Consider the following 20,197-nt stretch of genomic DNA (forward strand, 5'->3'; position numbering starts at 1 on the left):
CCGGTTGATTGCGTGATTGATCACCACGTCAGCGGGGATCGGCCATTTCTGGTGCGCCAGTGCCTGATTCGCTCTCCCGCGCGGTGCGCGTGCCGGTCCGCCGCGACAGTTCGGCGTCGAGTTGCGCCTCGGCCCGTTCGGCCCGGGCCAGGGTCTGGCGGCGCGCGTCCTCGACCGCCGCGAGCCGGGCCGCGGTCTGCTGCGCGACGTGTTCTGCGGCCGCGGCGGCTTCGGCGCGCACGGCGGCGATATCGTCGGCGGCACGCTGTCGTGCCGCGTTCGCCTCCGCTCGCATCCGGTCGATCTCGCCGCGGGCGCGGGCCAGTTCCGCCTTGGTCTCCTCCAGGGTCCGGTTTCGTTCCGCGACGGCCGATTCGGCGCGTTCGATGGCGCGTTCGGCGTCGGCGGCGCGCTGGACGGCCAGGTCGCGTTCGGCGCCGGCGGCGGTGATGCGCTGGGCACTGTCGCGACGCACCTGTTCGAGTTCCGCGGTGAACGTGGTGCGCGCCAATTCGATTTGCTCGGCGGCCTGCCGCCGCGCCTCGTCGACGTCGTGCGCGCACTGTGCGCGAACCGCGCGGATCTCGGCGTCGGCCTCGGTGCGTGCGGCGAATACGTCGTCGGCCGCCTGTTTGCTGACGCGCTGCACTTCCCGCAGTGCGTCGTCGCGTGCGGTGAGTGCCTCCGCGATACGCGCTTCGGCCGTCTCGGCGGCCGCGGCGGCGTCTTCGGCCGCCGATTCCGCTGCGTCGCGGGCGTCTTCGGCCTCGCGCCGCGCCTTCTCCGCCGCGACGGTGGCGACCTCGGCCTCCGCGATGCGCCGCGCGGCATCGGCCTGCACGGCCTGGACCTGCGCCTCGGCCACCGAGGGGTCGGCCAGGGTCGACAATTCGGCCACGGCGACCGACAGCGTATTGCTCAGCTGGTCCGCCAGAGTCCGGAACTGAGTGAGCATCTCGTCGGCCCGCAACCGGGCCGCGGTCACCGGACCCGGTTGCGTCACAGTGACGTTCGTCTTCGTCCCCTCACCCTCCTGCTGACGACGCTGACGCTCCCGCCATGCCCGCCACCGCGTGTGTTCGGGATGGTCGCAATATTCCGACGGACGTCCCGGAGTCCCGCCGCGAGTGATGGTGCGTGTACAGCCCGGGTAGTTACAGATGCTCGACACCTGGGAATCGTAGCGTTTGTTTCGTCATTACCAACGGAATGGTGCGAAAACGAAAGCTGGGAAACGCCAGCGGATTCCGTTCTGCCTGACCTCCGATAAGTGAACCTTATCGGAGGTCAGCCCTGTACTTCGCTCTGAAATCTCCTCTGGCTATTACGTTTACGTTTGGTCGCATCCAACTAAACGTAACTACAACGCAACACACCAAAAACTGCGCTCGGTGGTACGGCCGTACCAATTGACCCAGAGCTTGCACTCGGCGCCTGAAACACGCGGGGTCCCGGTAGAACTCGCGAACAAACAGTTCACCGAACACCCTGACCACGATGTGATCTGACGGTTGGAATCCTGTCGTTATTCGCTATTTAGCTATAGTGCTAAAGTCAAAATATGACCGAGATCGGGCCTGAAGAGGAAGCCGGGGTGTTCCGCGCGCTGGCCGACCCCACTCGCCGACAGATCCTCGAGGACTTGCGCTCCGGCGAGTTGACCGCAGGGGAAATCGCCGCCAAGTTTCCGATCAGCGGTCCGTCGATCTCCCGGCATCTGGGCGTACTCAAGGCAGCCGGGCTCGTCCGAGAGCGACGAGCCGGCAATCGAATCTTCTACTCGCTTGTCGAGGAACGACTGGCTTTATGTGTCGGCAGGTTCCTGAGCGCGATCTGCCCGGAGCAGGTCATCGTCAGACAGCGCAGACCCCGAACCACCGAGAACAGGGGAACCTGATGAGACCACCGCAGATGTCCAGCGTCGTCGAGCGACGCCTTCTGGTGAACTACCGCGTCGCCCCTGAGGCTGCCGCGAGCTTGGTGCCGCCGCCGATGCGGCCTCAATTGGTCGGCGGCTGGGCGGTTGCCGGAATCTGCCTGATCCGCCTCGGGCAGTTGCGACCCAGTCGGCTACCCGGCTGGATCGGGCTGCGCAGCGAGAACGCGGCACATCGCGTCGCGGTTGAGTGGGATGGTCCGCAGGGACGCTCGACCGGTGTGTACATCTCGCGTCGCGACAGCGGCTCGGTGATCAATGTCCTTGCCGGTGGCCGACTGTTTCCGGGTGAGCACAGTCTGGCGCGGTTCGACGTGCGGGAGACGACGCAGGACCTGCATGTGGCTTTCGCCAGTCATGACGGGTCCCTGTCCGTCAGCGTGGATGTCCGGACCGCCGAGCGGTTCCAGGGAAGCGAACTGTTCGCCGATCTGGCGCAGGCATCGGACTTCTTTCGGCATGGCTCTGCCGGATTCTCGGCCACGCGTGGCGGTCGATGCCTCGATGGGCTCGAGCTCCAGACGAACTCGTGGCACGTCGAGCCGGTCGAGGTCTGCTCGGTTCGGTCCACGGTCTTCGACGACCGGGACCGGTTCCCGCCCGGCACCGCAGTGCTCGACTGCGCCTTGCTCATGCGCCAGGTGCCGGTGTCCTGGCGCCCTCTTCCGCCCCTGCGGCCACGCCACGAATCTCTTCCGCCCGCGACAAGCGGACACAACCCGACCTAGTTCGCTGCGATCGTTGGTATCGGAATCGACAACGACCCGAAAGGACAACGATGACCACCGAGAACACCCCGGCGTCCGCACTCGACGGCGAACGCGCCGATCTGCTCGCCCAGCTCGCCGCCGCACGCAGCGCCCTGCGCGGGACCGTCGACGGGCTGACCGACGAGCAGGCCGGCGCGCATCCCACCGTCAGCGCCCTGTCGCTGGGCGGGCTGGTCAAACATGTCGCGGCGATGGAGGACAACTGGCTGCGGTTCGTCGTGGAGGGCCCCTCGGCCATGACCTACGAGCTGCCCGAGGGGGTCACCTGGGCGGACTTCGCCGCCGGCACCGCGCGGGAGTATCCGCAGTGGGCCATCGACCACCGCAACACCTTCGTCATGCTGCCCGGTGAAACGCTCGCCGGCATCCTGACCCGCTACGAGCAGATCGCCGCGCGCACGGAGGAGATCATCGCCGCCGTGCCCGATCTCGCGGCCACGCATCCGCTCCCCGACGCGCCGTGGCACGAGACGGGTGCGGCGCGCAGCGTGCGCCGGGTGCTGATGCATCTGATTCACGAGACCGCGCAGCACGCCGGGCACGCCGACATCATCCGCGAGTCACTGGACGGCCGGACCGCGGGCTGACGCCCGGACCCCACGCGGCGGGTGCATACCGGCCGCCGCGTGGGCCCGGGCGAAGGTGGCGCTTTCAGCGCCCGGCGGTGACGCGGTCGCGCAGCCCTTCGGCGAAGGTGCGTGCAGCGTGGAGGTCGGCGGCGTCGGGATGTCCCTTGCTGATTCCGCCGACGATTCGCATCGGCAGCCAGGTATCGAGGCCGCGGCAGGTGAAGGTGTCGAGCACCGTGAAGCCGCGCTGGGTGAGAAGCGTTGCGAGCGAACGGGTATAGCGGCGCAGGGGTGTTTCCGGCATACCGCTGGTGGCGTAGACGAACGCCTTGGTACCGGACTGTGCCGGCAGCGCGCGAATCAGCTCGCGCAAGCGGGGATGGAAGTTCATGGTGAAGATGCCGGACCCGAATCCCACGAGGTCGCAGGAGGCGAGTTCGGCGGTGTCGAGTTCCTCGGGCCCGACGACGCGGGCGCCGAGCACTTCGCCCATGGCCTCGGCGATCCGCCGAGTTTTGCCGTGCGATACCGAGACACATACGATGACGGCCTTCATGCGGGCTCCCTTGCTCGTCCGGTTCGACTCGGATTCCCGGATCGTATCGACCGCGCCCTCCCTTACGATGACGCCATGGCGGAGATCACGGTGGAGCAGCGCGATGCGGTCGCGGTGGTGACGGTATCGGACCCGCAGCGCCGAAATGCGTTGACACTCGGGCTGTCCGAGCAGCTGGCGGCGGCGATCGCGGAGGCGGAAGCCGATGCCGGGGTGCACGCGGTGGTGATCACCGGGGCTCCGCCGGCATTCTGCGCGGGCGCCGATCTCAGCGCACTCGGCGAGGCGGCGGAGGAAGGCTTGCGGGCCATCTACGCGGGATTCCTCGCTGTGGCCGAATGCTCGCTGCCCACGGTCGCGGCCGTCGGTGGGGCCGCGGTCGGCGCGGGCCTGAATCTGGCGCTAGCCGCCGATGTGCGCCTCGCCGGACCGCGCGCTCGGTTCGATGCGCGATTCCTGCGGCTGGGTATCCATCCGGGCGGCGGCATGACCTGGATGTTGCAGCGCGCCGTCGGGTCGCAGCAGGCCGCGGCCATGACGCTGCTCGGCGAGATCCTCGATGCCGACGCGGCCCACAGTGCGGGCCTGGTGCATCGTGTCGTACTCGGCGACCACGACGACTTGCTCTCCGCCGCGGTCGAATTGGCGGCCGGTGCGGCCGAGGCGCCGCGCGATCTGCTGATCACCACCAAACGCACCATGCGCCACACACGCACCCTGGACGCGCATGCCGAGGCCGTCGACGCGGAGATCGTGCCCCAGGTGGCTTCGCTGGATTCCGAGGAGTTCGCCGCCCGGCTCGCCGCGATGAAGGCGCGCATCAGCGCCCCGCGATAGCCGACGAGAATGTGATTCTCGCTGAAGTAGAATCAAATCGCTCATGTGTGGCCCGGCCGGGACGCACCGGACCGGAGGAGATGCCGTGAGTGTCGAAAGCAGACTGTCCCCGCGCCGCCACGTGCTGCTCGAACTCGGCTTCGCTACCCGGCGCGCCGGTGACGAGGTGCACGGTTCCGCGACCATCGTGCCGGAACTGCACGCGCCGGGAACCGCGCATCTGCGCACCTCCATTCTCGCCACCTGGGCCGATACCGTGGCCGGGTTGCTGGCGTCGCTGGTGATGCATCCGCGGGTCCCGGTGACCCTGGAACTCGACGTCAACCTCTACCGGCCCGCGCCCGCGGCCGGGCAGCTCGAGGCGATCGGCCGCACCGTGAAGGTGGGCCGGTCGGTCTTCGTGGCCGAGATCGACTTCGCCGTCGACGGCGAACCGCTGGCCTTGGCCGGCGCCTCCTTCATGGTCGCCCCCGACCCGGACCTGCAACTTCCCCGCGCGCTCAGCATCGACATGCCGGCCGGCCGCGATCGGCTCACCACTCCCCTGGCCGAACGCCTGCGCTGCGAACGGGCGCGCCCCGGCGTGGCCGTTCTCCCGCGCACCGACGAGGTGCTCAACGCCGCCGGCAGCGTCAACGGCGGCCTCATCGCCGTCGCGGCCGAGGAAGCCGTGCTGTCCCTGGCTCCCGGTGACAGCCTCAGCTTCCTCGGCCTGCGTTATCTGCAACCGGCCAAGGTGGGCCCGGTGACGGCCACCGCGACGCTGCGGGGCGGTGTCGGCCGGGTCGATCTGCGCGACACCGGCGCCGACGACCGCCTGGCCACCATCGCCACCGCCCGCATCTTCGGTGTCGCGGCGCGACCGTAGATCCGGCGGCCGATCAGGCCGCGCCGAACCAGGTCGGGAGATGGGCGAGCAGATCGTCCTGGTCGTCGCCGACCCATGCCACATGCCCGTCCGGCCGTAAAAGAACTGCGGGAACATCCAATTCGTCGCTGACATCGGCGACGTGATCCACCCGGTCGGCCCACCCCGCCACCGACAGCCGGCCGGTCTGATCCAGCAGCAGTCCGCGGCCCGCGTGCATCAACTCGTAGAGGCGTCCGTCCTTCAACCGCACGTCCCGCAGGCGCCGGCCGAGCAGTTCGTGCCCGTCACCGAAGTCGTAGCGGATCGCGGTGCCGGTGATCTTCTCGGTCAGCCGCCGGTTGACCTCCTCGATATCGATGAGCTCGGTGAGCAGCCGCCGCACCGCACGGGGCCCCGGCTCGAGCGATATCAGCTCCATCTGCGCGCGCGTGTTGTCAAGCACGTCGGCGGCGACCGGGTGCCGCTCGGCCTCGTAGCTGTCCAGCAGCCCGGCGGGCGCCCAGCCGGCGACTTCGGCGGCGAGCTTCCACCCCAGATTGAACGCGTCCTGGATGCCGAGGTTGAGACCCTGGCCGCCGACCGGCGGATGGACGTGCGCGGCATCCCCGGCCAGCAGCACCTGCCCGGACCGATACCGCGCGGCCAGCCGGGTCGCGTCTCCGAAACGCGAGAGCCAGCGCGGTGAATGCACGCCGAAGTCGGTGCCGGCGGTGGCCACCAACTGTCGCTTCACCTCCTCCATCGTCGGTGGCACCGTACGGTCCTCGGACAACCCCTCGGCCGGCACCACGAAGCGGAACGTCCCGTTGCCCGACGGCCCGACCCCGAAACGCCGCTGGGTCTTGCGGACCTCGGTCACCACCGCGGTCACGGTCTCCAGCGGCGCGTCCAGCTCGACCTCCCCCAGCAGCGTCTCCACCCGCGTCGGTTCACCGGGGAAATCGATCCCCACGAGTTTGCGCACGGTGCTGCGTCCGCCGTCGCAGCCGACGAGATACCGTGCGCGCAGCCGGCTGCCGTCGGCCAGGTCGACGGTCACACCCTCCGCATCCTGGGTGGCGCCGACCACTTCGCAGCCGCGCCGGATGTCGACGCCCATCTCGGCCGCATGTTCGGCGAGCAGCCGATCGGTGACCGTCTGCGGAATGCCGAGCACATACGCGTGCGCCGAGTCCAGCTCCGGCTGCGGTGCCGTGATACCGGCGAAGAACCCGCCGACCGGATATTTCGTGCCCAGCTCGAGGAAACGCTCCAGCAGCCCCCGCTGATCCATCACCTCGATACTGCGCGCGTGCAGGCCCAGCGCGCGGACAACCTTCGTCGGCTCGGTCTCCTTCTCCAGCACGACCGGGTTCAGGCCGTGCAACCGCAATTCGCACGCCAGCATCAGACCGGTAGGCCCGGCACCGGCAACGATCACGTCAATCATGAAACCCCATTCGACACGGTGGTGGCCGAGCCCGCGAAACAGCCGATTTTCGCAGGTCATGGCGTTGGCTCGACGATTGTGCAGCACACCCCCGGCCTTGCCGCAAGACCCCCTGTGCGATATACATTGATAGTGGAAGGGAGTTCGGGGGAACTCCGCGCAATCCGATTCCGGGCTACTTCTGTTCCCGCGCTTCCGCTTCGCCCGCAGCTCACACCGCGCGCGTCATGAAGACACTCGTCCCGTTGTCGAGGTAGTCGCCGAACGCGCCGCACCGCACGAACCCGCACCGTTCGTACAGCGTCCGCGCAGGCCGAAACGCTTCGCCCGCACCGGTTTCCAGACTCACGCGCGCCCAGCCGCGGGCGCGTGCCAGCTCGAGCAGATGCGTGACGATCGCGGCGCCGACGCCGTGCCCGCGCGCCGCGTCGACGGTGTGCATCGATTTCAGTTCCCCGTGCCCGCCACCGAGATCACGCACCGCGCCCATACCCAGCAGCAGACCGTCGCGCCGAGCGGTGACCAGCGTGAGTAATGGATCGGCCCATCCGCCCTGGTCGAGCGCGAAGACGGCCTCGGCGGGGGTATGGGCCCGCGCGAAGGCGAGATGGCGGGCGGCCAGAGCCCGCACGTCGGCTCGGACGGGATCGTCGGCGGCGACTGTCACGGACGGCACGGTCGATCATTCTTCCCGGCGCGGGCGGGCGCGGCGAACGTCGTTGCCCGGTAGCCTGTCTCGCGATGAGCGTCTCACCGGATCCCGTGGTCGTCGATATCGCCGTGCCGGAGGCGGTTCGCACCGAATTACGGCGGGGTGTGCGCAGTGTGCTCGTCGACACGGTCGCCCTGCGGATGGTGCGGGAGCGCTTCGACACCGAGCAAGCCGGGGCACTGGGCCGTTATCTGGAGGCTTCACAGTCGCCGAACACGGTGCGCGCCTACCGATCCGACTGGATCGGATGGTCGGCGTGGTGTGCGGCCGAGGCGCGGTGCGCACTTCCCGCGGACGCCCTGGACGTCGCGGTATATCTGGCCGCGGCCGCCGATGCGCGAAAACCGTCCGGCGAGTGGGCATTCGGGCCGGCCACACTGGAACGCAAGAGCGCCGCCATCGCCGCGGTCCATGCCGCCAACGGCCTGCCCTCCCCGACCCGATCCGATGTGGTGCGGCTGACCCTGCGTGGCATTCGCCGCACCCGTCGCAGCGTGCCCAACCGTAAGCGTCCCGTGCTGCTGCACACGCTCGAACAACTGCTGGACGGATTGCCGGCCCCGGGCTGGCCCACCGAGCCGGCCCGCCGCCGAGACCGGCTGATGCTGCTCGTCGGCTTCGCCGGGGCACTGCGCCGTAGCGAACTCGCCGGACTACGCGTCGGCGATGTGACGGTCACCGTCGATCACCGCACGGGCGAGCCCGTGCTGCTGGTGCGGCTGCCGGCGACAAAAACCGATCCGACCGGCGCGGGCGCCCAATCGGTGGCCCTGCCGCGTGGGGCACGACCCTCGACGTGTCCGGTGTGCGCCTTCGCGGAGTGGATCGACCTGCGCGACATCCATTCCGAGGGCGGCGCCGACGATCTGCGGTCCTGGACTGAGCGCACTACCGCCGCCACCGACATCCACCGCTGCCACGGCTTCACCGGCGCCACCCGGGTCGATCCGCAGGCCCCGCTGTTCCCGCCGGTGTCGCGGCACGGCGGCATCGGCGCGCAGCCGATTTCCGGGCGGGCGGTGGCGGAACTGGTGAAACGCTATGCCGCACGGGCGGGACTCGATCCGGCCCTGTTCTCCGGACATTCGCTGCGCGCCGGATTCGCCACCCAGGCCGCATTGGGCGGCGCGAGCGACCGCGAAATCATGCGCCAGGGCCGCTGGTCCAATCCGCGCACCGTGCACGGCTACATCCGCACCGCGAACCCGTTGGAGGACAACGCGGTAACGAAACTCGGGTTGTGAGGCCGAGTCGAACGGTCTGCGGCAGAAGTGGAAATACGGCAGCCATTGTGACATCTATCCCGTTGTCTGAAACGGCATTTCATGGCTTGCGCTGGCAAGGTCGGGGCGCTGTCAGCGTCATGACCTGGGGATATGACAGAACGAATGCGTTGATTTGCACTGCAAGTGGCATCGTTCGAATTTCCTCTTTGCGCGAAGAGGTATTTTATGCCCCCTGCCGCGGGCCAATACCTTTCGATTCATGGAGTGGAACTTTCAGTCGGCAGAAGAAATTGCGGCTGCCTTGCGTGCCGGTGTGGTGACCTCGGTCGAGCTGACCGACGCGGCGATCGCCCGGATCGAGCGCGACGACAAGGCGATCAACGCGATCTGTGTGCCGGACTTCGACAATGCGCGGGCCGCCGCGCGCGCTGCCGACCGGGCGCGCGCCCGCGGCGAGGACCGCCCGCTGCTCGGTATTCCGGTGACGGTCAAGGAGTCCTACGATATGGCCGGGCTGCCCACGACCTGGGGCATACCGCAGCACGCCGACTATGTACCGACCGAGGACGCGGTACAGGTATCGCGGCTGAAGGCCGCCGGTGCGGTGATCCTCGGCAAAACCAATGTGCCGCTGATGCTGCGCGATATCCAGAGCTTCAACGAGATCTACGGCACCACCAACAATCCGTGGGATCACGGCCGCACGTCGGGTGGGTCGTCCGGCGGTTCGGCGGCGGCCCTGGCGTGCGGATTCGGTGCGCTGTCCATCGGCTCCGACCTTGCCGGTTCGTTGCGCACCCCTGCGCATTTCTGCGGCATCTACGCGCACAAGCCGACACTCGGTCTGGCGCCGACCCGCGGGATGGTCGCGCCGCCCGCGCCGGCACTGCCGGTGGACCTCGATCTCGCCGTTGTCGGTCCGATGGCGCGCACCGCCCGCGATCTCACACTCCTGCTCGACGTGATGGCCGGACCGGACCCGCTGACCCACGGCGTCGCCTACGACGTCGTATTGCCGCCCGCGCGCCACGAACGGCTGGCCGACTTCCGTGTGCTGGTCGTCGAGGACCATCCGCTCATTCCGACCGGGGCGGCGGTGCGGGCGGGCGTCAACCGGGTCGCCGAGGCGCTCGTGGACGAGGGTGCCCGCGTGGAACGGCACAGCCCGCTGCTGCCCGACCCGACCGAAGGGGCGACACTGTATATGCAGCTGATGCTGTCGAACGCCGCAGCAGGTCTTCCCTTCGACGTGTACCGGCAGCTGCAGACCCGAGCCGCCGCCCTCAGCGCGGACGATCGGGGTCTCGACGCGGCGCGATTGCGCGGCATGGTGCTCAGTCACCGCGACTGGGTCGCGGCGAACAACGGTCGCGAACTCCACCGCCACGGTTGGCGGCGACTGTTCTCCGAGTTCGATGCGGTGGTGTGCCCCATCACACCCACTCCCGCCTATCCGCACGACCACAACGGAGATCTGGAGGACCGGCACATCGACATCGACGGCGTCGAGTACCCGTACTTCGACCAGCTCGTGTGGGCCGGCATGGCCACCATGCCCGGCCTGCCCGCCACCGCCATACCGGCGGGCCGCTCACCCGAGGGCCTGCCGGTGGGAGTGCAGCTCATCGGCCCGATGTTCGAGGACCGCACCCCGCTGCGGCTGGCCGAACTGCTCGAGCAGAAGATCGGCGGCTTCCGGGCACCGTAGTGCGGGCGCTGAGTCGGACCAGTGCGTCGGCGCCGATGCCCCGGCCGGCGCTGCGCACTCGAGACTCTCCCATCGAGTGGGGCCGGAATCCGCACGATGTCGATACCGCTGCGCCACCGGTCGCGTTTGTGCGGTGCGCGGGTCTGAGTGGCTGCGCGGCCGGAAATTGATGTGCGCGTGGCCGTTCGCCCGCACTATCGTTGCCTCTCCGGTGATGGTGCCGGTGCGCTTCGGGGCGTGGCTTGGTCGCAGCGGGCGACAGGGCGTACGGACGGGGGTGGGCAGGTGGAGAATCTGCTGTTGGAGGGCGTCGTCGGGTCGCAGGCGTACGGCTTGGCAACGGCGATGAGCGATACCGACTATGCCGGGGTCTACGCGGAACCGACGAGTGCGTTGCTGGGTTTGCATCCGCCGGCGCGAGCCAGCCGCACCGGCCGCGGTGGCGACGACGCCGTCTACCACGAAATCGGTAAGGCGATGGCCCTGATGCTGTCGTGCAATCCGACGGCCTACGAATTGCTGTGGCTCGACACCTACACGGTCACAACGGCTTTCGGGCGGGAACTCGTCTCGCTGCGTGGGTGTTTCGCGTCGGCGAGGCGGGTCCGGCGGGCGTATGTCGGGTATGCCGCCGCGCAGCTGCGTGATCTGGAACAGCGCCCGCATCCGTCGCCGGACCGGCGCGCCAAACAAGCCCGCCACACGTTGCGGCTGCTGTGGCAGGGACATCAGCTCTACACCACCGGCTTCCTGCCGATCCGGGTGCCGGATCCGGAGCGCTACCTCGAGTTCGGGCAGCGGGCCGCGGCCGAGGGGGCGACTCCGGTGCGGGCGGTGTTCGCCGAGTACGAGGCGGCATTCGCCGAGGCGACCTCGGCCCTGCGGAAGGAGCCCGACGAAACGCCGATCGAGTCACTGCTGCAACGGATCCGGCGTGCCTATCTGAACGAGGAGTCTTAATGAGCGAGGTGTGGTTCCTCGCCGATCCGCACGTGGGGCATCGGCTGGTGTCGGGCCTGCGCGGGTTCGACACACCCGAGGCGCACGATGCCGAGCTCGCCGAGCGGTGGGACGGCAGGGTCGGCGTCGAGGATCAGGTCTGGGTGCTCGGCGACATCTCGGTCGGTGGCACGAAGGCCCAGATGACCGCACTCGAGTGGATGTCGCGGCGGCCGGGGGTGAAGCATCTGGTGGCCGGCAACCACGACGGCTGCCATCCGATGCGCAGCCGGGCGCATCACTGGCAGCGGATCTATCTGGAGGTGTTCGCCTCGGTGCAGCAGTCCGCGGTGCGCAAGATCGACGGTCACCGGGTGCTGTTGTCGCACTTTCCCTTTCACGGCGCCGCGGACGGGGACCATACCGCCGAGAACCGGTTCGAGGAGTGGCGGCTGCCCGCGACCGGTGACAATGCCGGGCGTTGGCTGCTGCACGGCCACACGCACAGTTCGGTGCGGATCCGCGGCCGGATGATTCACGTCGGTCTCGACGCCCATGAGCTGGCGCCGGTGCCGTTGGAGTGGGTGCGCCGAGTCATCGCGGGTACGGAGAAGGAGTCGGAAATCCGGTGGCCGGGCCGGTTCGCCGATCGTTAGGGTCGTCCTGTGGTGGCGCGTGATCATCTGCTCGAATTCGCCGGATTGGCCGCACTGCTCGTCGTCATTCCCGGGCCGAGCGTCCTGTTCGCGATCACCCGTGCGATCACAGTCGGGCGGCGGGAAGCACTGTTCACCGTGGCCGGCAACGCGGTCGGTGTGTACCTGCAGGTCGCCGCGGTCGCGTTCGGGCTCGGGACCGTGGTCGCGGCGTCGGCCACCGTTTTCACCGCCGTCAAAGTCCTGGGCGCGACCTACCTGATCTATCTAGGGCTCCAGGCGATTCGCCATCGAGCTCGGCTGGCCGACACCTTCACCGCTGAGGTGACCGCACTCCGGCGTGGTCCGCTCACCATGCTGCGCGACGGGCTGATCGTCGGATTCGCCAACCCGAAGTCCCTGGTCTTCCTCGCCGCGCTGCTGCCGCAATTCGTCACCCCGGAAAACGGCTGGGTTCCGGTGCAGATGCTGATACTCGGCATGTGTATCCCGGTGTTCGGGTTGATCTTCGACTCCGCGTGGGCACTGACCGCCGGGACAGCGCGCGCCTGGTTCGCGCGCTCGCCCCGACGACTGGCCGCCGTCGGAGGTGCCGGTGGACTCATGATGATCGGACTCGGTACCAGCTTGGCGCTGACCGGCCGAAAAGACTGAGGCCGGAGCCCGGCACATGGGCGTGCACCGCGCCCACCGGATGTCGTTGTCCGGCAGGCGATTACGAGCGAACGTCCGATGAGGCCGAAACGATCCGCGGTGGGGTGAGTACCGTCAGGTCCGGGACCGCGCCGTGATAGGCCTCGATCTGCACGAGCGCCAGTTGTCCCGTACTGCCCTGGCTCAGTGTGGAGGAGGGGCGGTCGGCGGTGAGCACGTTCGGGTTGCCGTGCCGGCAGAACGACGGATCCGCGGGATCCGGGTCGTACCAGGCGCCGGTGGACAGTTGCGCGATACCCGGCGCGACCGCGTCGTCGACGACGAGTCCGGCCAGGCAGGAGCCCCGGTCGTTGTACAGGCGCACGATATCGCCGTCGGCCAGACCACGGGAGTGGGCCTCCGATGGATGCAGGCGCACCGGTTCGCGGTCGCGGATCTTCACCGATCGGCTGTGGGCGCCGACGTCGAGCTGGCTGTGCAGTTTGGTGCGCGGCTGGTTGGCGACCAGTTGAAGCGGAAAGCGTTGTGCCGCAGGGCTGCCCAGCCATTCATCCGGTTCGAGCCATACCGGGTGGCCGGGGCAGTCGGGGTAGCCGTACCCGGCGATGGTTTCGGAGAAGATCTCGATGCGACCGGAGGGTGTCGGTAGCGGATGCGTGCCGGGGTCGGCGCGGAAATCCGCGAACACCACCTGCGGTGGGTCGGCGAGGGGCAGGTCGAGACCGGAACCGGCCCAGAATCGGTCGAAGTCCGGGAAGCCGCGTCCGCGTTCGCCGAGGTCGGACAACCATTGCTCGTACAGGTGCCGCAGCCATTCGCCTGTTGTGCGTCCCTCGGTGAATTCCTTGCCGGTGCCGAGTCTTTCGGACAATTCGGCGAGGATGTCGTAGTCGTCGCGGGCCTGTCCGTATGGGCGGGTGAGGGCCGGCATCGGGAACAGGACGCCGTCGTTGTCGCCGGTGCCGTAGTCGTCGCGTTCGATGGTCATGGTGGCCGGCAGCACGATATCGGCGTGGCGGGCGGTGGCGGTCCAGAACGAGTCGTGGACGACGATGGTGTCGGGCCGATCGAACGCGCGGCGCAGGCGCGCCAGGTCCTGATGGTGATGGAAGGGGTTGCCACCGGCCCAATAGACCAGGCGGATATCGGGATAGCGCAGCTCACGTCCGTCGTATCGGAACGGCGTGCCGGGTGCGAGCAGCATATCGGCGATCCGCGCGACGGGGATGAATCGGTCGATCGGGTTGGCGCCCTGGGGAAGTCGCGGCAGCGGCAGGGTGCGGGTGGGTTCGCCGACGCTCGCCGAGGATCCGTAGCCGTGTCCGAAACCGCCGCCGGGCAATCCGATCTGGCCCAGCATGGCGGCCAGCACCACGCCCAGCCACGTCGGTTGCTCCCCGTACTGCGCCCGCTGCAGCGACCAGCTCACCGTGACGAGCGTGCGCGCCGCGGCCATCTCGTGTGCCAGCGCCCGGATGCGTTCGGCCGGCACCCCGGTGATCGCGGCCGCCCAGACGGGATCCTTCACCACCCCGTCGGCCGTGCCGCGTAGATAGTGCGCGAACTGTTCGTAGCCGACGGTGTGGGAGTTCAGGAATGCGGTGTCGGCCAGGCCGTCGGCGTCGAGAACCTGAGCCAGCGCGAGCATCAGCGCGGCGTCGGTGCCCGGGCGCGGGGCGATCCACTCCGCCTCCGCGACCTCGGCGGTGTCGTCGCGCAGCGGGGCGACGGTGACGAACCGGCAGCCACGCCGCCGGGCTCGCTCGATCCAGTCGCGGGTGTGGTGGCGCGAGACACCGCCCGGATTGACCGCGGCGTTCTTCGGCGAGATACCTCCGAACGCGACCACCAGTTCAGTGTTCTCGGCGATCACCGATTTGGCGGTGAAGCGTCCCAGCAGCGCGAACAGCGGACCCAGCACATAGGGCAGCAATACCGTGGAGGTGCCCAGGCTGTAACTGTTGACGTGACGGACGTAGCCACCCAGGCAGTTCAGGAACCGGTGCAACTGGCTCTGGGCGTGATGGAATCGTCCCGCGCTGGCCCAGCCGTAGGAACCGCCGTAGACGGCTTCGGGGCCGAATTCGCTGTAGACCCGGCGCAATTCGCCGCTGAGCAGATCCAGCGCGCGGTCCCAGCTCACCGGGACATAGGAATCGCTGCCGCGGCCGGAGGCTCCCGGTCCGTGTTCGAGCCATGATTTCCGGACGTAGGGCCGGTCTATGCGGGTTGGGTGATGCTGCGCCGAAGCCACATTGCCGATCAGCGGGGTGGGCTCGGGATCGCCGGGCCAGGGCCGTACGTCGGTCAGCCGTTCGCCGTCGCTGACGGCGTCGAACGCTCCCCAATGCGTCATGTGCGTGGCCATGGCCGCCACCCTAGCCGCGCGCACCGACAGTGTTCGACCGAATTACGCAACATCTGGACACTTGCCCAATTGCGGGTGAGAATGACTGCGCCGCAACCGGCCGTACGCGAGTGGTGACCGGGTTACCGTTGCCGGAGCGTGCCCCACCGGATACCGAGGAGTTCGATGCGCAACGTCAGTCGCCGCCAGGCTTTCGGTCTGCTCGCCGCCGGGACCGCCGCCGCCGTGGCCGGTCCCGCCGCCTTCGCCCGGGCCCGTCCCGCCGCGCCGGCCACCGTGCCGAATCTGGGCGGTGACTTCCTGTGGGGTGTGGCCAGCGCCGGATTCCAGTGCGAAGGCCATGCGCCCGACAGCAACTGGCTCCGGTACGTGGCCTCGCATCCCGACTTCGACCGTTACCACGATGCGGTCGATTTCTTCACCGGCTATCGCTCCGATATCGGACTGGCCGCCGGCCTCGGCGTCGGCGTCTACCGCATCAGCGTCGAATGGGCACGGGTACAGCCGCGGCCCGGCGAATGGGACGCGGCCGGATTCGCCTTCTACGACAGCGTTCTCGACACGATGGCCGCACACGGCATCCGCCCGATGCTGACCCTGGACCACTGGGTGTATCCCGGCTGGGCCGCCGACCGCGGCGGCTGGGCGCATCCGGCGATGCTCGACGACTGGCTGGCCAACGCGCGAACGGTGGTGCAGCGCTAAGCCTCTCGCAATCCGCTGTGGGTCACGTTCAACGAGCCGGCAATGTACATCGTCAACGAAACCCGCAACGGCGGATTGTCGCCGGCGGACGTCCCGGCGATGCAGCAGCGACTGATCCAGGCGCACAACACCATCTACGACGACATCCACCGGATGCAGCCGGGCGCCATGGTGACCAGCAACCTCGCCTACATCGTCGGCACCGCGGAACCGGTGGTCAACGGTCCGATGATCGATGCCATCGCCGCGAAACTCGACTATGTCGGCATCGATTACTACTACGGGCACACCCCGCAGGACCTCGCCCGGCTGTCGCCGGGCGACCTCGAGCAGCTGTGGAAGATGCCACTGCAACCCGAGGGAATCTACTATGCGCTGGAATACTATTCGCGTCGATTCCCCGGTAAGCCGCTGTACGTGGTGGAGAACGGCATGCCGACCGAGAACGGCGCGCCCCGCCCCGACGGTTACACCCGCGGCGACGATCTGCGCGACACCGTGTACTGGCTCCAGCGCGCCGAAGCCGACGGCATCGACGTGATGGGCTACAACTACTGGTCGATCACCGACAACTACGAGTGGGGCAGCTACACACCACGCTTCGGCTTGTACACCGTCGACGTGCTGACCGACCCCGCTCTGACCCGCCGCCCCACCGACGCCGTGGATGCCTACCGCGCGATCACTCGGGCCGGGGGTGTTTCCGTGGACTACCGTCCCACGCGCGGGCCGGTGGCCTGTTCGCTGGTCGACATTCCGGGCAGCTGTGCCGATCCGGTGACCGTGCCGCACTGATCGCACCCACCCGGTATGCGGGCGCGCGGCACTGGGGCTAGTTTCAGAGGGGCAAATGTTGCGGTCCGGTCACGGACCGACGAAACACCCTGATGGAGGACAGCTCGTGCGCATCCTGTTGGTCGCCAGCGCATTCAACAGTCTCACCCAGCGAGTGCATGCCGAATTGCGGGAACGCGATCACGAGGTCGGCGTCGAGTTGGCTCTCGGCGACGATCTACTCCGTGCCCGGGTCGCCCGCTTCCGGCCGGATCTGATTCTGGCGCCGATGCTCACCACGGCGATTCCCGAGGATGTGTGGACCGAACATCCGGTGTTCATCGTGCATCCGGGACCGATGGGTGATCGGGGGCCGTCGTCGCTGGACTGGGCCATCACCGAGGGTGCGGCCCGCTGGGGTGTGACGGTGCTGCAGGCGGTGGCGGAGATGGACGCCGGTCCGATCTGGGCGTCGGTGGGTTTCGATGTGGCGCCGTGCGGTAAGAGCGAGCTGTATCGCAACGAGGTGTCCGACGCGGCGGTCGAGGCGGTGCTGACGGCGGTGCGCCGCTTCGCATCCGGCGACTACGTGCCCGAACCACTGGATTACGACCGCCCCGACGTCACCGGCCGGCTGCGGCCGTTCCTCACCCAGCAGGTACGCCGCATCGATTGGGCCAGCGCCGATACCGCCACGGTGATCCGCACCCTGCGCGCGGCCGATTCCCAGCCGGGTGTGCTGGACGAACTGTTCGGCCGCGAATACTTCGTCCACGGTGGCCACTACGAGGACCGGCTGCGTGGCGAACCGGGCGCGGTGATCGCCACCCGCGACGGTGCGATCTGCCGGGCCACCGTCGACGGTGCGGTGTGGTTGCCGCAGCTGCGCCCGCGCCGCGTGCCGGGCGGACCGGTGACGTTCAAGATGCCGGCCACCGACGCGCTGGGCGCCGATCTGCCCGCCGGAGTCCCCGAGGTGCCGGTCTCGCCCGCCGAGGCGGCGGTGCGCGACACCTGGTCGGAGCTGCGCTACCACGAGGACGCCGGCGTGGGATATCTCGAATTCGCCTATCCCGGTGGGGCGATGGACACCCGGCAGTGCCGGCGGCTGCTGACCGCGTATCGCGAGGCCTGCGATCGACCGGTGGATGTGCTGGTGCTGGGGCCGCGGCGCGACTTCTTCTCCAATGGCATCCATCTCAACGTGATCGAGGCGGCCGCCGATCCGGCCGAGGAGTCGTGGCGCAACATCAACGCGATCGACGATGTGGTGGAGGCGATTCTCACCACCACCGACAAACTGGTGATCGCGGCGCTGTCGGGCAATGCCGCCGCCGGTGGGGTGATGCTGGCCCTGGCCGCCGACCACGTGTGGTGCCGGGAATCGGTGGTGCTCAATCCGCACTACCGGCTGATGGGCCTGCACGGTTCGGAGTATTGGACCTACACCTTGCCGCAACGGGTGGGCACGGAGATGGCGGAGCAGCTGACCAGCCGGACCCTGCCGGTCGGCGCGCGGGCCGCGGCGCGAGTGGGTTTGGTGGACAAGGTGTTCGAAGGCTCCACCGAGCAGTTCCGGGCACAGGTTCGGCGCGAGGCCGAAAACCTCGCGGCCGCACCGGAACTGCAGAATCTACTGCTGGCGAAGAAGCAGCGCCGCGCGGCCGACGAGGCGGTGCGGCCGTTGGCGCGGTATCGGGCCGAGGAGCTGGCGCATATGCATCGCAACTTCTTCGGCGACGGCGAGTCCTATCACCGGTTGCGGCGTGAATTCGTCGCCAACACCAAACCGCTGGCGACGCCCGCGCATCTGCTGGGCTGAGGTCCCGGGCCGTCCGGTCGTGGCCGTGCGCTGCCGCGACCGGACGGTGTTCCGCGCGAAGATGTTCAGGCGGAACGGGATTCGACGACCGGGCGAGCGGCCGCCGAACGGGTGCCGAAGCGCAGGATGCCGTCTTCGAGGTCGGCTTTGCGCAGCAGCGCGCGGTCGCGGTAGTAGTTGTTGATCACCTTCCACGGGCCGCGGCGGCCCTGGCGCGGCATGACCGCGTCGCCGCGGGCGATGTAGCCGGAGGTCAGCGCGCCGCCCATCATCGATTCCGGCGCCCGGTCGGCTTCCTCGGCTTCGGCGACGAACGTCGAATACCCCTCGGCCTTCATGTGATTGAGCAGGCGGCAGAAGTATTCGGCGGCGAGATCGGCCTTCAGCGTCCAGGAGGCGTTGGTGTAGCCGATGATCATCATGGCGTTGGGCAGCCCGCTCATCAGCGCACCCTTGTAGGCGACCAGATCGCGGGTGGCGATCGGGGTGCCGTCCACATCGATCGCCGCGCCGCCGAGCATCTGGATGTTGAGGCCGGTCGCGCTGATCACGATGTCGGCCGGCAGTTCCTCGCCGGATTCCAGGCGGATGCCGGTTTCGGTGAAGGTCGCGATCCGGTCGGTGACGATGGAGGCGCGTCCGTTGCGCAGCACCTTGAACAGATCCCCGTTGGGAACGATGCACAGCCGCTGATCCCACGGGTTGTAGCTGGGGCTGAAGTGGCGCATGTCCACGTTCGGCCCGACGGCGACCCGCACGGCCTGCAGGAGCAGTTTCCGCGACAGGGCGGGGTTGCTGCGGGAGAGGGCGAAACTGGCGCGCTGCAGGGCGATATTGCGGGCGCGGCCGGTCTTGTAGGCCAGCGCGGCGGGCAGTTTGGCCTTCTTCATGCCGACCGCGACGGGGTCCTCGGCCGGCAGCGGCGCGATGTAGGTGGGCGAACGCTGCAGCATGGTCACGTGCGCGGCGTCCTCGCTCATGGCCGGGACCAGCGTGATCGCAGTGGCGCCGGAGCCGATGACGACGACCCGCTTGCCGCGGTAGTCCAGGTCCTCGGGCCAGTGCTGGGGGTGCACGATCTGCCCGCCGAAGTTCTCCTCACCGGGGAACTGCGGGCGAAAGCCCTGGTCGTAGTCGTAGTAGCCGGTGCAGCCGACCAGGAAGTTGCTGGTGTAGGTCTCGGTGTCGCCGGTCTGTTCGTCGAGCGCCTCGGTGGTCCACAGCTGTTCGGTGCTGGACCAGCTCGACTTCACGACCTTGCGGCCGAAGCGGATGTGGCGGGTGACGCCGTATTCCTCGGCGGTGTCGGCGATGTACTGGCGGATGTGCGGTCCGTCGGCGAGCACCTTGGTGCCGATCCAGGGGCGGAAGCCGTAGCCGAAGGTGAGCATGTCGGAGTCCGAGCGGATGCCCGGGTAGCGGAACAGGTCCCAGGTGCCCCCGATCGCGCTGCGCCGTTCGAGGATCGCGTAGCTGCGTCCGGTGTTCTCCCGGCTGAGATGGCAGGCCATCCCGATGCCGGACAGGCCCGCACCGATGATCAACACGTCGACATGCCGCGTCATTGAGGTATCCGTTTCGTCCGAATGTCAGCCCGGACCTCGCCGTCCGGATACCCGAAGGTTACGTGTTATTTCTGGTTACGTCTAGTCGCGGCAGCGGCGG

17 protein-coding genes and 1 pseudogene are annotated in these 20,197 nt (G+C 68.5%); 12 read left to right on the forward strand and 6 right to left on the reverse strand.

Annotated elements, in window-relative coordinates; translation table 11 throughout:
- Positions 1-28: 28 nt before the first annotated feature.
- Complete coding sequence (locus A5789_RS15695; protein ID WP_064907032.1) at positions 29-1,003, reverse strand: hypothetical protein; 975 nt, start codon at positions 1,001-1,003, stop codon at positions 29-31.
- 558 nt (positions 1,004-1,561) lie between these two features.
- On the opposite strand from A5789_RS15695, the gene A5789_RS15700 reads away from it, so the two are divergent.
- From A5789_RS15700 to A5789_RS15710, 3 genes are read left to right on the forward strand one after another with little or no spacing between them, the layout of a single operon-like run.
- A complete protein-coding gene (locus A5789_RS15700) occupies positions 1,562-1,897 on the forward strand; it encodes a metalloregulator ArsR/SmtB family transcription factor (RefSeq protein ID WP_064907031.1) in 336 nt (111 codons plus the stop codon).
- Positions 1,898-1,911: 14 nt separating this feature from the next.
- Positions 1,912-2,664 (forward strand): DUF2071 domain-containing protein, encoded by a 753-nt coding sequence (locus A5789_RS15705; RefSeq protein ID WP_227462850.1) that lies wholly within the window; start codon positions 1,912-1,914, stop codon positions 2,662-2,664.
- 50 nt (positions 2,665-2,714) lie between these two features.
- Positions 2,715-3,293 (forward strand): DinB family protein, encoded by a 579-nt coding sequence (locus tag A5789_RS15710; protein WP_063018152.1) that lies wholly within the window; start codon positions 2,715-2,717, stop codon positions 3,291-3,293.
- 64 nt (positions 3,294-3,357) lie between these two features.
- On the opposite strand, the gene A5789_RS15715 is transcribed toward A5789_RS15710, so the two are convergent.
- Positions 3,358-3,831, reverse strand: a complete 474-nt coding sequence (locus A5789_RS15715) for a flavodoxin family protein (RefSeq protein WP_064907030.1) — start codon at positions 3,829-3,831, stop codon at positions 3,358-3,360.
- 75 nt (positions 3,832-3,906) lie between these two features.
- On the opposite strand from A5789_RS15715, the gene A5789_RS15720 reads away from it, so the two are divergent.
- Positions 3,907-4,668, forward strand: a complete 762-nt coding sequence (locus tag A5789_RS15720) for an enoyl-CoA hydratase (protein WP_064907029.1) — start codon at positions 3,907-3,909, stop codon at positions 4,666-4,668.
- 85 nt (positions 4,669-4,753) lie between these two features.
- The gene (locus A5789_RS15725; RefSeq protein WP_064907028.1) at positions 4,754-5,536 is read left to right on the forward strand and encodes a PaaI family thioesterase; all 783 of its coding nucleotides are present in this window, start codon (positions 4,754-4,756) and stop codon (positions 5,534-5,536) included.
- Between the two features lie 13 nt (positions 5,537-5,549).
- Here A5789_RS15725 and rox read toward each other — a convergent pair whose 3' ends face one another.
- Both rox and A5789_RS15735 read right to left on the reverse strand, forming a co-directional pair.
- Positions 5,550-6,968 carry a rifampin monooxygenase gene (rox, locus tag A5789_RS15730; protein ID WP_064907069.1) on the reverse strand — a complete coding sequence of 473 codons (1,419 nt, stop codon included), beginning with the start codon at positions 6,966-6,968 and terminating at the stop codon, positions 5,550-5,552.
- 211 nt (positions 6,969-7,179) lie between these two features.
- A complete protein-coding gene (locus A5789_RS15735; RefSeq protein WP_197516616.1) occupies positions 7,180-7,644 on the reverse strand; it encodes a GNAT family N-acetyltransferase in 465 nt (154 codons plus the stop codon).
- A gap of 65 nt (positions 7,645-7,709) precedes the next feature.
- On the opposite strand from A5789_RS15735, the gene A5789_RS15740 reads away from it, so the two are divergent.
- From A5789_RS15740 to A5789_RS15760, 5 genes are all read left to right on the forward strand, one after another.
- On the forward strand, positions 7,710-8,924 hold the full coding sequence (locus A5789_RS15740; protein ID WP_064907027.1) for a site-specific integrase: 1,215 nt from the start codon (positions 7,710-7,712) through the stop codon (positions 8,922-8,924).
- A 241-nt stretch (positions 8,925-9,165) separates the two neighbouring features.
- Positions 9,166-10,614 carry an amidase gene (locus A5789_RS15745; protein WP_064907026.1) on the forward strand — a complete coding sequence of 483 codons (1,449 nt, stop codon included), beginning with the start codon at positions 9,166-9,168 and terminating at the stop codon, positions 10,612-10,614.
- A gap of 285 nt (positions 10,615-10,899) precedes the next feature.
- Positions 10,900-11,574, forward strand: a complete 675-nt coding sequence (locus tag A5789_RS15750) for a DNA polymerase beta superfamily protein (RefSeq protein WP_197516617.1) — start codon at positions 10,900-10,902, stop codon at positions 11,572-11,574.
- Positions 11,574-12,209: a metallophosphoesterase gene (locus A5789_RS15755; protein WP_063910917.1), complete on the forward strand. Its 636-nt coding sequence runs from the start codon at positions 11,574-11,576 to the stop codon at positions 12,207-12,209. The genes A5789_RS15750 and A5789_RS15755 overlap by 1 nt, the downstream gene beginning before the upstream one ends.
- A gap of 9 nt (positions 12,210-12,218) precedes the next feature.
- Positions 12,219-12,863, forward strand: a complete 645-nt coding sequence (locus A5789_RS15760; protein ID WP_064907024.1) for a LysE family translocator — start codon at positions 12,219-12,221, stop codon at positions 12,861-12,863.
- Positions 12,864-12,924: 61 nt separating this feature from the next.
- Here the strand turns inward: A5789_RS15760 and A5789_RS15765 are convergent, their stop codons facing one another.
- The gene (locus tag A5789_RS15765; RefSeq protein ID WP_064907023.1) at positions 12,925-15,231 is read right to left on the reverse strand and encodes a molybdopterin-dependent oxidoreductase; all 2,307 of its coding nucleotides are present in this window, start codon (positions 15,229-15,231) and stop codon (positions 12,925-12,927) included.
- Positions 15,232-15,396: 165 nt separating this feature from the next.
- On the opposite strand from A5789_RS15765, the pseudogene A5789_RS15770 reads away from it, so the two are divergent.
- Both A5789_RS15770 and A5789_RS15775 read left to right on the forward strand, forming a co-directional pair.
- Positions 15,397-16,731 (forward strand): annotated as a pseudogene (locus A5789_RS15770) (family 1 glycosylhydrolase).
- A gap of 106 nt (positions 16,732-16,837) precedes the next feature.
- Positions 16,838-18,532, forward strand: coding sequence for a hydrogenase maturation protein (locus tag A5789_RS15775; RefSeq protein ID WP_063018131.1), 1,695 nt, complete (start codon positions 16,838-16,840; stop codon positions 18,530-18,532).
- Positions 18,533-18,597: 65 nt separating this feature from the next.
- On the opposite strand, the gene A5789_RS15780 is transcribed toward A5789_RS15775, so the two are convergent.
- A complete protein-coding gene (locus A5789_RS15780) occupies positions 18,598-20,097 on the reverse strand; it encodes an NAD(P)/FAD-dependent oxidoreductase (protein ID WP_063018129.1) in 1,500 nt (499 codons plus the stop codon).
- Between the last annotated feature and the right edge of the window lie 100 nt (positions 20,098-20,197).

This window comes from Nocardia sp. 852002-51101_SCH5132738 (assembly GCF_001665695.1).
Classification (GTDB): Bacteria; Actinomycetota; Actinomycetes; order Mycobacteriales; family Mycobacteriaceae; genus Nocardia; species Nocardia nova.

Coding starts and splice junctions, on each gene's coding strand:
- A5789_RS15700 (WP_064907031.1), top strand. CDS start 1,562: ATGACCGAGATCGGGCCTGAAGAGGAAGCCGGGGTGTTCCGCGCGCTG.
- A5789_RS15705 (WP_227462850.1), top strand. CDS start 1,912: ATGTCCAGCGTCGTCGAGCGACGCCTTCTGGTGAACTACCGCGTCGCC.
- A5789_RS15710 (WP_063018152.1), top strand. CDS start 2,715: ATGACCACCGAGAACACCCCGGCGTCCGCACTCGACGGCGAACGCGCC.
- A5789_RS15715 (WP_064907030.1), bottom strand. CDS start 3,831: ATGAAGGCCGTCATCGTATGTGTCTCGGTATCGCACGGCAAAACTCGG.
- A5789_RS15720 (WP_064907029.1), top strand. CDS start 3,907: ATGGCGGAGATCACGGTGGAGCAGCGCGATGCGGTCGCGGTGGTGACG.
- rox (WP_064907069.1), bottom strand. CDS start 6,968: ATGATTGACGTGATCGTTGCCGGTGCCGGGCCTACCGGTCTGATGCTG.
- A5789_RS15740 (WP_064907027.1), top strand. CDS start 7,710: ATGAGCGTCTCACCGGATCCCGTGGTCGTCGATATCGCCGTGCCGGAG.
- A5789_RS15745 (WP_064907026.1), top strand. CDS start 9,166: ATGGAGTGGAACTTTCAGTCGGCAGAAGAAATTGCGGCTGCCTTGCGT.
- A5789_RS15755 (WP_063910917.1), top strand. CDS start 11,574: ATGAGCGAGGTGTGGTTCCTCGCCGATCCGCACGTGGGGCATCGGCTG.
- A5789_RS15765 (WP_064907023.1), bottom strand. CDS start 15,231: ATGGCCACGCACATGACGCATTGGGGAGCGTTCGACGCCGTCAGCGAC.
- A5789_RS15780 (WP_063018129.1), bottom strand. CDS start 20,097: ATGACGCGGCATGTCGACGTGTTGATCATCGGTGCGGGCCTGTCCGGC.